The sequence below is a fragment of the Paenibacillus sp. QJM3NY_38 genome, from assembly GCF_056173265.1.
This window is the reverse complement of sequence record NZ_CM149665.1, coordinates 3,661,955-3,677,003: the sequence shown is the minus strand read 5'-3', so window position 1 is coordinate 3,677,003 and position 15,049 is coordinate 3,661,955. Positions and strand designations below refer to the sequence as shown.

The 15,049-nt window shown below is 48.0% G+C and carries 15 protein-coding genes; 4 read left to right on the top strand and 11 right to left on the bottom strand.

All coding sequences use genetic code 11. From position 1 onward, the window contains the following. Positions 1 to 13 precede the first annotated feature (13 nt). The 3 genes from AC0VZ8_RS16920 to AC0VZ8_RS16910 all read right to left on the bottom strand — a co-directional run bounded on the left by AC0VZ8_RS16920 (position 14) and on the right by AC0VZ8_RS16910 (position 2,964). Complete coding sequence (locus tag AC0VZ8_RS16920) at positions 14 to 442, bottom strand: GNAT family N-acetyltransferase (protein WP_194542539.1); 429 nt, start codon at positions 440 to 442, stop codon at positions 14 to 16. A 9-nt stretch (positions 443 to 451) separates the two neighbouring features. Then, a complete protein-coding gene (locus AC0VZ8_RS16915; protein ID WP_194542538.1) occupies positions 452 to 844 on the bottom strand; it encodes a VOC family protein in 393 nt (130 codons plus the stop codon). Between the two features lie 83 nt (positions 845 to 927). Next, the gene (locus tag AC0VZ8_RS16910; protein WP_475483751.1) at positions 928 to 2,964 is read right to left on the bottom strand and encodes a penicillin-binding transpeptidase domain-containing protein; all 2,037 of its coding nucleotides are present in this window, start codon (positions 2,962 to 2,964) and stop codon (positions 928 to 930) included. A gap of 216 nt (positions 2,965 to 3,180) precedes the next feature. On the opposite strand from AC0VZ8_RS16910, the gene AC0VZ8_RS16905 reads away from it, so the two are divergent. Then, the gene (locus AC0VZ8_RS16905; RefSeq protein WP_475483750.1) at positions 3,181 to 4,545 is read left to right on the top strand and encodes an aminotransferase-like domain-containing protein; all 1,365 of its coding nucleotides are present in this window, start codon (positions 3,181 to 3,183) and stop codon (positions 4,543 to 4,545) included. A gap of 43 nt (positions 4,546 to 4,588) precedes the next feature. Here the strand turns inward: AC0VZ8_RS16905 and csaA are convergent, their stop codons facing one another. The 3 genes from csaA to pdxR all read right to left on the bottom strand — a co-directional run bounded on the left by csaA (position 4,589) and on the right by pdxR (position 7,505). After that, positions 4,589 to 4,918 (bottom strand): chaperone CsaA, encoded by a 330-nt coding sequence (gene csaA, locus AC0VZ8_RS16900; RefSeq protein ID WP_071220630.1) that lies wholly within the window; start codon positions 4,916 to 4,918, stop codon positions 4,589 to 4,591. Positions 4,919 to 5,098: 180 nt separating this feature from the next. Next, the gene (locus AC0VZ8_RS16895) at positions 5,099 to 5,974 is read right to left on the bottom strand and encodes an arylamine N-acetyltransferase family protein (protein ID WP_475483749.1); all 876 of its coding nucleotides are present in this window, start codon (positions 5,972 to 5,974) and stop codon (positions 5,099 to 5,101) included. A gap of 103 nt (positions 5,975 to 6,077) precedes the next feature. Then, a complete protein-coding gene (gene pdxR, locus AC0VZ8_RS16890) occupies positions 6,078 to 7,505 on the bottom strand; it encodes a MocR-like pyridoxine biosynthesis transcription factor PdxR (RefSeq protein ID WP_475483748.1) in 1,428 nt (475 codons plus the stop codon). A gap of 347 nt (positions 7,506 to 7,852) precedes the next feature. Here pdxR and AC0VZ8_RS16885 point away from each other — a divergent pair, with 347 nt between their 5' ends. Both AC0VZ8_RS16885 and AC0VZ8_RS16880 read left to right on the top strand, forming a co-directional pair. Continuing rightward, positions 7,853 to 8,407: a thioredoxin family protein gene (locus AC0VZ8_RS16885; RefSeq protein WP_475483747.1), complete on the top strand. Its 555-nt coding sequence runs from the start codon at positions 7,853 to 7,855 to the stop codon at positions 8,405 to 8,407. A gap of 252 nt (positions 8,408 to 8,659) precedes the next feature. Beyond that, complete coding sequence (locus tag AC0VZ8_RS16880; protein WP_475483746.1) at positions 8,660 to 9,592, top strand: L-lactate dehydrogenase; 933 nt, start codon at positions 8,660 to 8,662, stop codon at positions 9,590 to 9,592. Positions 9,593 to 9,678: 86 nt separating this feature from the next. Here AC0VZ8_RS16880 and AC0VZ8_RS16875 read toward each other — a convergent pair whose 3' ends face one another. Continuing rightward, the gene (locus AC0VZ8_RS16875) at positions 9,679 to 10,266 is read right to left on the bottom strand and encodes a LysE family transporter (RefSeq protein ID WP_475483745.1); all 588 of its coding nucleotides are present in this window, start codon (positions 10,264 to 10,266) and stop codon (positions 9,679 to 9,681) included. 118 nt (positions 10,267 to 10,384) lie between these two features. On the opposite strand from AC0VZ8_RS16875, the gene AC0VZ8_RS16870 reads away from it, so the two are divergent. Continuing rightward, positions 10,385 to 10,939: a helix-turn-helix domain-containing protein gene (locus tag AC0VZ8_RS16870; protein WP_071220691.1), complete on the top strand. Its 555-nt coding sequence runs from the start codon at positions 10,385 to 10,387 to the stop codon at positions 10,937 to 10,939. Between the two features lie 56 nt (positions 10,940 to 10,995). Here AC0VZ8_RS16870 and AC0VZ8_RS16865 read toward each other — a convergent pair whose 3' ends face one another. Genes AC0VZ8_RS16865 through AC0VZ8_RS16850 form a run of 4 tightly spaced genes read right to left on the bottom strand, consistent with a single transcriptional unit; the run spans position 10,996 to position 15,041 of the window. Then, the gene (locus AC0VZ8_RS16865; protein ID WP_260067169.1) at positions 10,996 to 11,772 is read right to left on the bottom strand and encodes an ABC transporter permease; all 777 of its coding nucleotides are present in this window, start codon (positions 11,770 to 11,772) and stop codon (positions 10,996 to 10,998) included. Positions 11,773 to 11,787: 15 nt separating this feature from the next. Next, on the bottom strand, positions 11,788 to 12,567 hold the full coding sequence (locus AC0VZ8_RS16860) for an ABC transporter ATP-binding protein (protein WP_071220624.1): 780 nt from the start codon (positions 12,565 to 12,567) through the stop codon (positions 11,788 to 11,790). Between the two features lie 13 nt (positions 12,568 to 12,580). Continuing rightward, positions 12,581 to 13,534: an ABC transporter substrate-binding protein gene (locus tag AC0VZ8_RS16855; RefSeq protein WP_397376701.1), complete on the bottom strand. Its 954-nt coding sequence runs from the start codon at positions 13,532 to 13,534 to the stop codon at positions 12,581 to 12,583. 52 nt (positions 13,535 to 13,586) lie between these two features. Next, positions 13,587 to 15,041 (bottom strand): aryl-sulfate sulfotransferase, encoded by a 1,455-nt coding sequence (locus tag AC0VZ8_RS16850; protein WP_475483744.1) that lies wholly within the window; start codon positions 15,039 to 15,041, stop codon positions 13,587 to 13,589. Between the last annotated feature and the right edge of the window lie 8 nt (positions 15,042 to 15,049).

Genomic DNA, 15,049 nt, shown 5'->3' with positions numbered 1-15,049 from the left:
ATCCCCCTTCTAACTAATCCTTCCGCAGAAAATCCGGCATACGAGTCAATGTTTTTCCATGATCGCGGACAAAACCGTATTGCTCATACAGACCATGGGCATCCCGCGTTGCCAATATACCGAATACATTTCGGTAATCCTCGTGGGTCGTAATCGTTTCGATTAATTTCTTCCCCACGCCAATTCCACGATATGCCTCATCCACAAATACATCACACAGCCAATAGACGGTTGCGCCATCACTTACCACGCGAGCAAAACCGATCTGTCGGTTGGCGTAATATGCCCCGAAGCACGTAGAACCTTCTAACGATGTTTTGATTTTTTGGTCAGAACGCTCGTTAGCCCAGTAGCTTCGCCGCAAAAAATGTACAATGGCATCCAAATCCAACAGCGAAGGGTCGCTGCTGATAAGGACCTGCTTCATATCAATGTCCGACATCGCACCCACCTAGTCCTTTATCCCGGAGCCAAATCCAATGACGTAGCCGTCTGGATCTTGAATCGCAAAATCCTTCCACACGCCCCAGTCCGCTTCCATGAATACAGGTTCCTGTGCCACTTCGGCCCCCCTGGAGGTCAGTTCTTCATACAACGCATCCAAATCATAATGTGTACCCACGTAAGCGTATGTATCCCAGCGCGTCGCATGGTCCTTCCCCGCTGGATTGGGTGTGACATCAGCGCGGGATTCCGCCTGAATCAGCTTGAATCCGAGCGCAAAATCATCCCTTACCGCCCATACGTCATTCACTTCACAACCCAGTACTTCTTCATAGAACTGTTTGGAACGGGTAAGATCGGATACCAATCGAACTTGGACTGAGAATTGAATCTTACTCATAAGATCATCTCCGACTAGTTTTACTCCATATTACAACCGTCCAATTCGCATAACAAGAGCTTTTCGTCAGCTTATTTTCAAGGCTATTTTTTTTCGTAATATTTTTGCAAGATCGGCGCGACTTTGTTCACCACATACCCGCTGCCTCCCCGATCTTCAACATGCTCTATCATCATTGCAAGGAGGAGCTTGGACTCCCTCGTGTCAAACGCAACGAACCATCCGTTCTCCTGTCCTTTTTCGCCTTTGCTGATTTTCAGTTCGGCGGTTCCCGTCTTCCCTGCAAGCTCAATGCCCGATAGATCAGCGCCGTGTCCGCTGCCTTTTGGATCCTGAACCACATCGACGAGCATACGCTTGATGATTCCGGCAGTGTGGGCATCCAACACCTCTCTTGTCTTCTGAGGCTTGTTCTCCTGCTCTGATAAATTCAGTACAGGCTGAATCAGCTTCCCGCCATTAATGAAGGGAGTATAGGCCAATGCCAAATGTAAAGGGCTCATGAGCACTTCCCCTTGACCATATCCGGAATCCGCAAGTTGAATATCATTTTTTATGCCCTCATTAGCCAAGCTTGCTTTCGGGAAAGGGAATTGAAGCGGCAATCCCTCCTCGAATCCGAATTTTACTGCTTCCTTCAGAAAAGGTTCCGCACCGATCTCCAATGCTTCCTGCGCCAGATAAATGTTATCTGAATACACAAGAGCATCTCTCAGATTCAGGACGGGTACTTCCTTCACGCGTGTTACGTAATAATTTCCCCAGCTCGGGTCTTTGGACCAACGCAAGCCGTTGATCTCCCTGACCTTTCCAGGAGTAGTAACCCCAAGCTTCAGACCAACCGCTGCCGTGATCGGTTTAAATACCGAGCCCGGAGCGTACAGCTTCGTGAATCGATTCAATAGCGGTTTATCCGGATTGTGGTTCCACTCATCCCACTGCTCTGTCGATAATCCAACAATGAAAGCATTGGGATCATAGGACGGGCTGTTAACCAATGCCAAGATTTCTCCGGTCCTGGGGTTGATGGCGGCTGCGGTACCTGCATCCTCACGAAATGAAGCAAATATGGATTTTTGAAGTTCAGCATCAATGGTTAAACGAATATCCTGACCATCTACTGCTTCCTTCTCGGCTACGATTTCTTTGACCTTACCCGAGGAATCCACGATCGATATCCGCTTACCGTCCCGGCCATTCAGCACTTCATTATATACCTGCTCGGATCCTGATTTGCCGATAAGTTCAGTCGGTCCATACTGCGCCTCGGGCGCATTGGCCAAATCCTCCTTTGTCACTTGTCGGATGTAGCCTGTTAGATGTGCTGCCGCCGCGCCGTAAGGGTAGACTCGAGCACGTTCCTTCTTCTTTACAACGCCTGGCAGATCACTGTAATCCATTCTGCCCTGCTGGGCATTCAGGTTCAGGATAGGTACGAAAAGATCGTCTTTCACCCACGGCGCATCAAGCTTACGCTTCATAATCTCGGTCGAAATTTCCAGGCGTTCAGCTAATTCAACCAAGGTCTGTTCTCCATCGGCGCCGAGCTTACCGGGAACGATACCGATGACCTCAATCGTGCCATTAATGGCCAGACCGTGACCGTTACGATCCAAAATCTCGCCCCTGCTGGATGGTAACGTCTGCACGTTCACCTTATCCCCGAAATCCATAGCCGGCAATATCAAGGAAGGTTGCCACACCATTCGCCAAGACAGATTCTCAGCCTCGGTTGGATCGTCCTCTTTTAATAGCTCAAACGAACCTTCTGCCTGCACCCGACCTGCCGATGTTTCCAATTGGATATGATAGGGATAGAACACCCGCTCATCCCTTGTTTCGCTTGCTTCCTGAGCCGTAAAGTCTGTCGTGATGGTGAGGTCTTCTGCTCCAATCCCCTCATAAATGTTCCGAAATCGTGTTATAAAATCCTCTTTTGTCATCTTTTGTCTGGACTCCAGTGACAGCACATCATACATCGATTCGTAGCTGCCCTGCTCCCACCATTCCACATACTGTTTCACAATTTCTCGCGGATCCGATTCCTTGATTCGGTCACAACCCGTAAGGATTACCATCACAATCAGGCACAAGAAGAGCCATGTCCATTTTAAATGCATCGATCCCACTCCTCAACCCCCGTATTAATCGTCATTACATCGTTCTCCTAACGATGAAAATGACCATGATCAGCACACAATCCATTCCAATCAACATCAACAGCAATATCGAACCAAAGCAAGCTGCATTGTAGAGTATACTTATAGCATATTGTTGTGAGAATGCATGTTTTCCGGCTCTGTACCCGTACAGATCGAATGGAGGTATAACAAGATATGAAATACACCGACATTATTCAGTCAGTTGAACGCCAAATACTGGACGGTTTATTGAAACCCGGCAGCAAACTGCCATCCATCCGCGCTTTGACAGAATCCTATTCATGCAGTAAAAATACAGCCATACGGGCCTATGCTGAATTGGAAAAGAGACATATTATCTATGCTGTTCCCAAGAGTGGTTACTATGTCGTGGAGGGCAGAGGAAACATAGCCCCCTCGAACCCCGCGGACCAAGTGATCGATTTTCGATCTGCGGGACCTGATAAAACGGTCATGCCCTACCGAGACTTTCAGCATTGCATGAACCAAGCGATTGAAATATATCAAGAAGAGTTATTTACCTATTCCCAAATTCCGGGTTTGCAGTCAGTTCGTGTTGAGTTAGCCCGGCATTTACTCGACTTGCAGGTCTTCACGGCTCCTGAAAGGATCTTTGTTGTGTCCGGTTCGCAGCAAGCGCTGCATCTGCTGGTCTCCCTTCCTTTTCCTAACGGAAAGAACAATATTTGTGTGGAGCAGCCCACGCACTTTAGCATGATGGACTCCCTCAAGATTCATCAAGCCGTGACATACGGGATTGAGGTTACGAAGAACGGCATCGACTTTGGGCGGTTGGAGGACATTTTTAAAACTAGGGATATCAAGTTTTTCTATACGGTCTCAAGGTTCCATAACCCTACAGGCTACAGTTACTCCAATGTGGAGAAGAAGAGGATTGTAGAGCTTGCGCAGAAGTATGATGTCTATATCATCGAGGATGATTATATGGGAGATTTGGATCCGGATTCGAAACATGATCCGATGTTTGCCTTCGATCCCTCTGGCAGGGTGATCTACACGAAGAGCTTTTCCAAAGTCATGCTCCCCGGACTACGGCTGGGCTTGGCTGTGATCCCCGAAGCGATGAGTGAAATATTCCAGCGGGCAAAGCACGCGGCGGACATACACAGTCCGGTGCTCATGCAAGGCGCCCTCGAAATTTATCTGAAGAACGGGATGTTCCGAGCACATATTCAGAGGATGAGGCAAACCTATAGTAAAAAAGGGGCTCTGCTCCAGCAGGCTTACCAAACTCACCTGCCGCCCTTCTTATCCTTTACAGGTTCGCCATCCGGATTTTATTCCACGATCCAGCTGCCAGAACCATTAAAAGCATATCAATTGGTTAACTATCTGGAGAATGAGAACGTGTATGTTCAGGATGCCAGCAGCATGTTCTTGCCTGAGTTTAAGAACGAATCCATGATACGACTAAGCGTATCTCAGGTGAAGGAGGAACTCATCGAAATCGGTGTTCAGAAAATTGCGGAAGGAGCCGCTAAATTGTTGAAGAGACGCAGCGAGGTGAGGTTCATCTAGTCGGTCCAAGCCGCAAGCGACCGGACCGACTGATGAAATAGGTTTAAGCGATGGGAGTACCATTCGGCAGATCAACATCCGGTTTCAGAAGCACGACGTCTCCCTGCTCCGGTACCCCGCCGAGGACAAGCACTTCGGATTGATAGCCAGCTATGCGTCTAGGCGGAAAATTGACGATAGCGACAACTTGATTACCTATGATGGTGTCCGCATCATATCGATTCGTAATCTGGGCACTGGTGCGCTTGATCCCGAGCGGGCCGAAATCAATCTTCATTTTGATGGCGGGAACGCGCGCTTCCGGGAATGGCTCTGCTTCCACGATCGTTCCGATCCGAATATCCAGTTTGGTAAAATCTTCGATGGTTGCCATGACTATAGATCTCCTTACAGCTAGGTTATGAAGCAATAAGACGATGCTTCACAACACGAATTTTATGTACCATCTTATCATCTGCGTTTCCGGGTATTCAAGTGACAGATTGGTTTAGCATGTTCTATGCCGCTGAGGATCAGCTGGAGAACTGAAATAAAGTGAATCATTCGGTTCCTTCTATACTTGCTCATTCTCCATAAGCTTCCTCCAATTCTGATGCTGCCTGTAAACCTTATCCCATATCAGGTCCCGCTCGATCATCGAATAGTTGACGAGCGGCTCATGAAATATGTCCGCCAGGAGCTCGAACCATTCCGACTTCGATGAAATCTCTATCTTATCCAGGGTATTGCCGCTCCACTTTCTCCATATGCAGCCTTTGAGCTCGTTCATGCCCTGCTCGTGCCGTTGCCTAACAATGAACAGCTCCATCCACGGGGATTCCGGTGATCGGCTATAAAATGCATGGTTTGATTTAAATAGTTCCAAGCTGTTCACAACATCAGGGGCATAATCTACGCCTACATATGAATAATGGGGATCATGGATCAACCTCCAGCCATCATCGGTTATGCGAGACGGCTCAAGCGTATATTGAAAAGGTCCCTGTATGTATTCCCCGAATTTCAATGGGATCGGTTCCCATGGCATATCGCCAAGACCGACATCCACGAGCCATCGCTCTTCTTCCCCAAGTTGTTCATTCAATAAACTTACCGTTATCCCGAGATGGAAGCCGTTAATCCGCGGTTCTTGCCCTAATGGCTGTACTCCTGCCCGATGCCAATATGCCTTATAACCTAAGGCTCGAAGAAGCGCGCTAAAGGCTCCATTCAGATGAAAACAATAACCGCTTCGTTGATGGATCATAAGTTGTACGGATTCCTGTATATCGATGGATGTCGGTTTCCCAGCAAAAATATCCAAGGTCTGCCAAGGTATTCGTGCGACGTGGGCTTTATGCAGCTCGAACAAATATTCCTTCGTCGGTTCCTGAATATCCGAAATGCCTAAACGGTTTAAATATGCCCTTACCTCACTTTGGGTGATCATAGCATGCACTCCTACTTTTTTTGCTTATCATAAACAAGAAACTGACCCTTATGAAATGGTCAGTTTCAATATTTTATAAAAGACAGGTATAAACAAGCCGTGTTCAATCCATGTTCCAGGCCTTCTGCAGAAGTCGTATCCCCTTTTCCATGTCAGCTGCGTTCAAGCTTGCAAATCCCATATATAACCTCGGGAACATATTCGCATCTTGCTGATGGTTCATCCACATTTTTCGCAGGTCGTACACGATAACCCCGACGTTTGCCGCCCTCTGAATCAATTCCTCCGAGGACACTTCTTTTTTGACGATGAGCTGAATATGGAGGCCTGAATTCTGACCCGTAATTTCAACAAACCTGCCAAGATAAGCCTCAATCAACTCAATCAACTGATGATGTCTCTTCCTGTACAGATTACGCACTTTACGAATATGACGGTACCAATGCCCCTGTTCAAAAAACGCGGTCATTGCCCACTGTTCCACGCGTGAAGGGGCAAAGAATACTTCCTGACGTTTGTGGGATATGTGATTCAGCAGCGCCGGTGGCAGAACGAGATAGTTCATACGCAGTGTCGGAGTCAGCACTTTCGAGAACGTGCCAGCGTATATGACCCGCCCGTTATGATCTAACCCTTGCAGGGAAGGAATCGGTTTTCCCTGGTAACGAAACTCACCGTCATAATCGTCCTCGATAATGTATGCATTTCTGGTATTGGCCCACTCCAGTAATCGTTCCCGCTCCGGATAAGGCATGATGCTTCCCGTCGGGAATTGGTGAGATGGCGTTACATATACGAGCTGTGCGTGGCTGCTCTCCAGCTGGTCAAGCGAGATTCCCTTATCACTAAGCGTAATCGGAAGTAAATCACAGCCATTCAAGTGAAATTGATCTCGTACCAAGCTGTAACCCGGCTCCTCAACCGCAATCTGCTTAAGTCCTGGAAGTACTCTCGTAAGTAGCCCCATGCTATAGGCCGTGCCGGCGCCGATCACAATTTGATCAGGTGTTGAAATAACCCCTCTGGAATTTCGCAGATATTCCGAAACCACGGTGCGAAGCCCGTATTCGCCCTGCGGATCCCCATACATTCCCATTTCACTCACGTGCTGTTCCAGCGCTTCCTTGAGCATTTTATTCCAGGTTCGTACCGGAAAAGACGCTTGATCTAATCGAGTGGGATTAAAGTCAATAACGCCTTGATCTTGATTCAAGTGCCCGTTGGAATGCATAACTGACATCGTTGTTATAGAGGGGGTCTGCTGTTGATGATGGTGAGATAGTTCCTTGTATGGATTTATGACATATAGCCCCGACCTCGGTTTGCTGATCACATACCCTTCTGACGTTAACATTTGATAAGCCGTCTCGATCGGCGTTTTGCTTATATTGAGCTGAAGCTGGAGGGCACGAACGGAAGGCAATCGTTGTCCGTCGGGAATGTCCCCATTACGGATACCCTCACGAATTTGCAGATATAACTGCTGGTATAATGGGAACTCGCTTTGCTCCGGTAGAAGAATATCAAACAAGTGGGACCACCTCAGGCATTATATTAATAAAATTTACTGTCGTAATGGTAGGTATGTTTAATGAATTATACATGAAACTCAGCCCATGTAGCGCATCCTATTTCACGAATCGCTTCATTCGGTAACACAACCTTCAGTATATCTGACTTTCATAAACAGATAAAAACTGACCATTTCTGTATGGTCAGTTTTGTCTTAAGCTAACGTTAAATTGGATGTATCTCAATATGAATCTATTACGTTATGAAAGGACGTATGATCCTATGTCTCATCCCCTCCATCTCCAACAAAAGATCGGCCAGGGTTTAACGCCTCTCCAATTCATGGAGAATATGAAGATTCGGGAAATGAAATTGAGCAAAATCCCAAATACGAAGGAACTATTCAGACAAGTATATGATCGCTTCCAGTGGGAGAACAAAGAGACTGAGCGATTCTTCACTTCTGAGCGAAACCCATTCAACCATCTGCACTGCCTGATTCTTTGTACGGATTGGTGCCCGGATGTCATATGGAATGTTCCTGTCCTATTCAAAATATTGGAATATAGCCGAATCCCGTCCGACGTGCTCATCATGGAAGATCATATGGAAACAATGGACCTATTTCTAACGGATGGCGGACGCGCACAGCCGATTGCTGTCTTCCTCCATGCAAGCACAGGAGAAGTACTCGGAACTTGGGGCGCTCGACCGGCGTACATCCAGAACGTCATGGACGAATTCAAGAGGAACCACCCCGATAAACAAGCTGCATCCTATCAAGAACAACTGGACCAAACGTACATGAAGATCGGAGAGCTCTACCATGACGGTAATGAATATCAGAGGGTCATGATTCAGGAAATAAGGCAACTGCTTGCTTCGTTTATACCTGATAGAATTACCGATAATAACCTGTGACCGCGTTTGGCATAAGCGTGATCCCCTCCCCTGATGAAGGTGTATGGTTTCTGACAGTGTCAAAGTTAAAAATGAACACACAGGATGAAATATATCACAATCCCGCTGCTTAAATCTTCCTGAATATGTTATCATTACTATCGATGAAGCCTTAGGGATTCACTGTTCCGGCAGCCTTCTATTAGGGTAATTCATCAGAAGTATACCATTTCACCAAATTTCATTAACTCAGTACAAGGGAGCGAAACACTTATGACACAAAATGGAGCTCAGCGTCCGTCCCGCGTGGTGATCATCGGTACAGGAGCTGTGGGAGCAACGACTGCGTACACCTTATTCTTACGCGAAAGAGTATCTGAACTGGTATTAATCGATGCGAACCATGACAAAGCGCTTGGTGAAGCCTTGGATATGAATCACGGCCTCCCCTTTGCCGGAGGCGTCAAGCTGTGGGCTGGAGATTACAGCGATTGCAAGGATGCCGACATCATTGTCATTGCCGCAGGTTCCAACCAAAGACCTGGCGAGACGCGAATTGACTTATTAAAGCGAAATACGGCGATATTTGACGATATTATCCAAAACATCGTGAAATACAATGACCACGGCATCATTCTTGTGGCTACGAATCCGGTGGATATTCTGTCCTACGTCACGTTGAAGAAGAGCGGATTCCCGGTCAATCGCGTGATCGGCTCCGGTACCTTGCTGGATAGCGCCCGTTTCCGGTATTTAATTGGTCAAAACAAAGGCATTAATCCGCGCAGCATTCACGCCCATATCGTCGGGGAACACGGTGATTCCGAATTGCCGCTTTGGAGCATTGCCAACATCGCGGGGATCGGAATCGATCTGACTGACGGTGAAAAAGAAGATATTTTCGACCGCACCAAGAATGCGGCTTATGAAATCATTAACGCCAAGGGTTCCACCTCCTATGCAATCGCGTTGGCACTCGATCGGATCATCGTCTCCATTTTGCAAAACGAAGGTTCCGTTCTCAATGTATCCACGCTGCTCACGGACTACCACGGTGTGTCTGATGTATACTTAGGCGTGCCTTGTGTGGTTGATCGTACAGGCGTTCGGGAAATTCTGAATCTCGAGTTTAATGACGAGGAATTAACCCAATTTCATGCATCTGCTAACAAACTGAAAGAGCAGATCTCCAACATTTTCGAATAAAACAAAGCAAGGCTTTCCGGATGTGTGATTCGGGAAGCCTTGTTCTTTTGGCTGAGGTGCGATGACCTTACGATGTAGCTAGACAATCAGTTCGTGGCATAAATAGAAAAGGCGCTGTAAAGCAGAAGCAATCCCATCGATATATTAAACGGGCGCTCATATCGAGATAACAGATGCTGGAACAGCGAACCGAATAGCGCCCAGGTCATGTTGGCACAAATGCCGACGATCGTGAGCAAGAACGAGTAGGATATCAACTGGGCATGGGAAGTAGAGATCGGCATGACAAAGGTCAATACAGCTGTTATCCCGTATAAAATAACCTTCGGATTCATGAACTGGAAGATGAACCCGAAATAAAAGGTATTGAATCCACGAGCCTTATCATCTGCATGAGAGGGCTTGCTCTGCATGATTTTTATGGCAAGATAGATCAGATACACGCATCCGATGATATTCATAACAAACCTGATCTTCGGGATGAATGGATATAATACCAGATTGAAATAGCTGGACAACAGCATAATGACCAAGCATCCAGCTGCTACCCCTCCGATAAAGCGCATCGTTTTCTTAAATCCGTGGCTCCGTGCATTCGTCATCGAAATGATGTTGTTGGGTCCGGGCGTAAATGAAGCGACAATCGCATAGGTAAGCAGCGAAACGATGAACACGCGCTCCCTCCTTTCGCGTATGTTATAGTAGTAATAATTGTACGTTATAGCGTCTGTACGTTATGATTATACAATATGTATGTTATAACGCACAATCCAAAAAAGGCGGTGTTTGATGTTGAAGCCGATTCATTTAGTATTGGCGAATAATATGAAGCTGCTAAGGGAGCAAAGGAAGCTAAGCCTGGATAAAGTCGCGGAGATGACCGGAATCAGCAAAACGATGCTGGGCCAGATCGAACGAGGAGAATCGAGTCCCTCTATTACAACCGTCTGGAAAATCGCGAACGGGTTAAAGCTCTCTTTTACGTCTTTGATTAATGAGCCTCAATCCGAAACGGTCGTGGTATCTCAAGAAGAGGTGCAAGCGCTGGTGGAGGATCACGGAAAAGTTCGAATTTATCCTTATTTCCCTTTTGAGGAAGGGCGGCGCTTTGAAATGTATTCGTTAGAAATGGACTGTGGCGGTTATTTAAGTGCAGAGGCTCACATTGAGGGGACGGAAGAATTTATTACTGTTTTCGAAGGAGAGCTCACCATTCGTGTCGAAAACGAGGAATATACGGTGACTCCTGGTAAATCCATTCGATTTAAGGCCGATAAACCGCATGTTTACCATAACTCCGGCGCCTCCATGAACCGATTAAGTATGGTGATCCATTATTCCAAATGAAAAAGCCGCAGCCCCTTCATAAGAGGGAGCTGCGGCTTCGTATAATAGTACTACGTTCATCTACGGAGTGAGTTCGTACTGACTACCCCGTAACGGGACAACCACTTGCGCCCCAGCAGACCTACGGCACGGTCCGTTATGAACCCCATCAATCCCAGACAAATCAAACCGACAAAAATCCAATCCGTACGGAAGAACAAACGTGAATTCCAGATCAGATACCCCACGCCTTCATTCGAAGCAATCATCTCTGCCCCGATAATCGCCATGAACGAGGTTCCCATGGCAAGCCGGATGCCGGTGAACATAAATGGGATCGTTGCAGGAATGATGACATGTTGCACAATCTGCCACTCGGATGCCCCCATGCTGCGGGCGGAGCGAATCTTATCCTCTTCTACGGATAACACACCCGTCAACGTATTTATTACCACAATAAAGAAGGTTGCATACATAATAAGCATAACTTTCGATGTTTCCCCGATGCCGAACCAGACCAGAAACAAGGTGATGAAGGCAATCGGCGGAATGAACCGGATGAAATTGAGGAACGGTTCGGCGAAAGCGCGGATCGGCCCCACCTTCCCGATGATGAGTCCGGCCGGAATTGCAATCAGACTACCAAGGGTCCAGCCGAGCAGCACCCGGTATGAACTGATCCCGATATACTGAATCAGGGTGCCGTCCATCAACAATTCATATCCGCCCTTGGCGGTATAGATAGGACCCGGCAGAATTTCGGGCCCATACGCAAGGGAAAGCAAATGCCAGACGGCAAGACCAGCAATCCACACCAAGATATGAAGCGACCATTTCTTAATTTTCTTGCTCATGGGTTCCCTTCCTCTCTACTCGTCAAAATGCGATTGAATTTGGTTATACAGCGCATGGAAAGCCGGATCAGATATATCTCTCGGATAGGCGAGAGGCACCTCGTAGATATCCGTTATTTTTGAGGATGGACCCGCTGACATGATGCCGATACGTCCTCCGAGTAGAAGAGCTTCCTGAATATCGTGCGTCACGAAGATGACGGTTTTATCCGTGTCCTGCCATATGCGTACCAACTCTCTTTGCATCGTCCGTCTTGTCATCGCATCCAATGCGCCGAATGGTTCATCCATGAGCAAAATCGCTGGATCATTGGACAATACCCTTGCCAGCTGTACCCGTTGTTTCATACCGCCTGACAGTTCGCGTGGATATTTGCTCTCATGCCCCGCAAGACCCACTATCGTAATAAACTGACTGGATATGTCCTTTCGCTTCGCTGAAGGTATTCGCTTCATCCGAAGTCCAAATTCCACATTTTCTCTTACGGTCAGCCATGGGAACAAGGAGGAGTCGGCTTGCTGAAATACGACGGCACGATCCTGGCCCGGACGGTCCACCTCCTTCTCGCCTACTCTCACCTGACCCGAAGTCTTGGATACAAAGCCGGCGATCAGACCAAGCAGCGTCGACTTGCCGCACCCGCTTGGACCCAGCAGAACAAAGAACTCGCCGCCTTTTACCGCCAAGTTGACGTCCTGGATAATATAGTGCAAGTCACCTGCCGAGGTTTGCTGTGCGTAACTTTTATTCAACTGTTCAATATGGATTTCATTCTGCCTTGACGCTGCTCTCATCGTCTTCATCTCCTCACTTCAGTTCAATGACTCGATCCGGGAATGCTTCCCTCACCAAATCCAGATTCAATTTCTCGTTCAGCTCGAAATCCTTTTCGATGATGCCGTTATCCACCATATATTCCTTCTGTCCCCGTAATCCTTCGTAGGCTTTTTCCGTAAAACCAAGATTCCATGGATTCTTCGGCAGATCCTTTAGCGTCGCTTCTCTCGGCTGCTTGACTTCTTCATACATCAGATCCGCCGTTTCCTCCGGATGCGCCTGGGCATAAGCTGACGCCTCATCCAGCGCTTTCAACAGCGCTACGAAACCTTTCTTGTTGCCGTTGAGCAATTCATTCGAAGCGATCAATCCGGTACCAAGCCTTACGGGTGTCTTAGACATATCCGACATTTCTTTGGCTTCGGTAAGCGCACCGAACTTCTCGTTCAGCACTGCTCCATATACCCAGGCGGCGTCAATGTCGCCTTTTTTGAGAGCTACATACGCCTCGTCGAAACCTCCCTGTCCGATCAGCTCCACGTCCGAGAGCGCAACTCCGTTTTCGGCCAAATACACATCCCATAGATAGGGGATGAAAGTGCCTCTTGAGAAACTTAACCTTTTCCCCTTGAGATCCGCAGCGCTTCCAATCTCTTTACGAACGAACAGCTTCCATTCGCTCGCACTTAAATCCGTTGCCGTTCCTGATGAAGCAAAGATGGAGTAATCGCCTTTGCTGACAGCGTTCAGGAGCGGGAAGTCCGCTCCGAACGCAACGTCTACCTGTTTAATGAATAAGGAGTTCACGCCTTCAGCCGGCGTAGCGAAGTTTACCAATTCGGCATCAATTCCGTGTTTGTCGAAGAAACCCTTGCTCTTTGCTACACGAAACACGGTATTGGTTGAAATGTCTGCGATTTTCAGTTTGAGCCGATTCCCCTGCTGCTCACCCGAAGCATTGCCGCACCCGCTTAGCATACTCATGATAAGAATTACCGACAGCAGCCGAAAACTCCATTGCTTCAAAGATTGATGTCTACTCATCTCGATCCCTCTCTTTATGCACGACTTCATCCGTTCTGGCCACGCAAAGCGCGCCCTCACCGTATGAGATTGTACCTTCGACTTCCACACTTGTAACGGCACCTCTCGGCGCGGCGCCCGGCAGACGGTAATCGGCAACATCCAGCGGGGCAATCTCCGTCTCAACGGGCAATTCAAGCTGAGGAACCCATTCATATGGAACCCGGTATGCGCGATAGACCATGTTGGAGTTGCGGCTGTTTTTATAAGGCGAAATATATTCCCACACCAGCTCGAAAGCTCGTGTCACTTCGAATATTCGTCCGTCAGCCCCTTCGGTAATCAGGGTGTTGCCATTGGGTAGCCGCTGTGCCGAGCTTATATACGGGCTGTAAAAGCGGTAAGAGTCAAGCGGAGCCTGGAATCCGGCTTCCGTCGGCGTATATTGCCATTCAATCTCTAAAGTCACGGGGTTGATTTCCAGGATGCGCGAATGGTCACGCCGAGCTATTTTCAAACCATCCGCCGCTTCCGGATTCGGCTTTCCGTAACCGCCCCAGCCCCCATTATCAAAGATCAAAATGTTACCCTCGCCCGGAAGGCCCTGCGGTATGAGATGGGCATGATGCTGGCCGATAATCCAGCCGATATGCTTCGTTTCCTCCGTGGAATAATCCGGGCCAAGCTTCCAGACGATGTCCCCGGTTTTTTTATCAATGATGGCAATAATATTCGTTTCTCTGGCATCCCAGATTATATTATCGGGATGAAAGCGTTCGTCTCCCGCATCATAAAATCGGTTAGGCCCGAGCACCGAAGCCGAATTAATGTGCATCCAATCGCCCGCATGAGCTCCAAAGCCGCGGGTGTTCGGATCGCGGGATAATGCGAGCTTTGCATCCTCATCAAATCCCAGTTCATCAAAGTGATCGCAGACAGCCCATTCCCACACCACTTTTCCTTCCCAATCCACTTCGATGATCGTATCATCCAGCAGCTCGATGTCGGATATCTCGGGACGCTTCACATTCTTGTGGGCCAGAATGAGCGTATTTCCCGAATCCACCTTCGGATTTTGCCCTGGAACATAATAACCGACGGGATTGCCCTCACGCTGAAAATCGTGATGCTGGCGTGCCATCCACTGCGGCGGATGCCCCGGATCCTCTATGTATTCATAACGGTCAAATTTCCAGACGATATTGCCGTCCCAGTCGACCTGCACCAGATTGGTTTCATCCTGAAACCCGTATTTCGGGTCGCGCTCGGAGGTGCTTCCCAGCACGTGACCACCCGGAAACAGCTTGTTGGGAAATCCTCGAAGCCCTTTCCACAGATGAACCTCTCTCCCATTCATGTCAATGAGGAGAGCTCCTGTATCCGCTGCTTGATATATCGTGTAACCGCTCCAAGTCTTCTTCGGATTATAAACCGTTGTACCTGTTGGATAAATCGTCGGGTGTCCCATCGTCACAA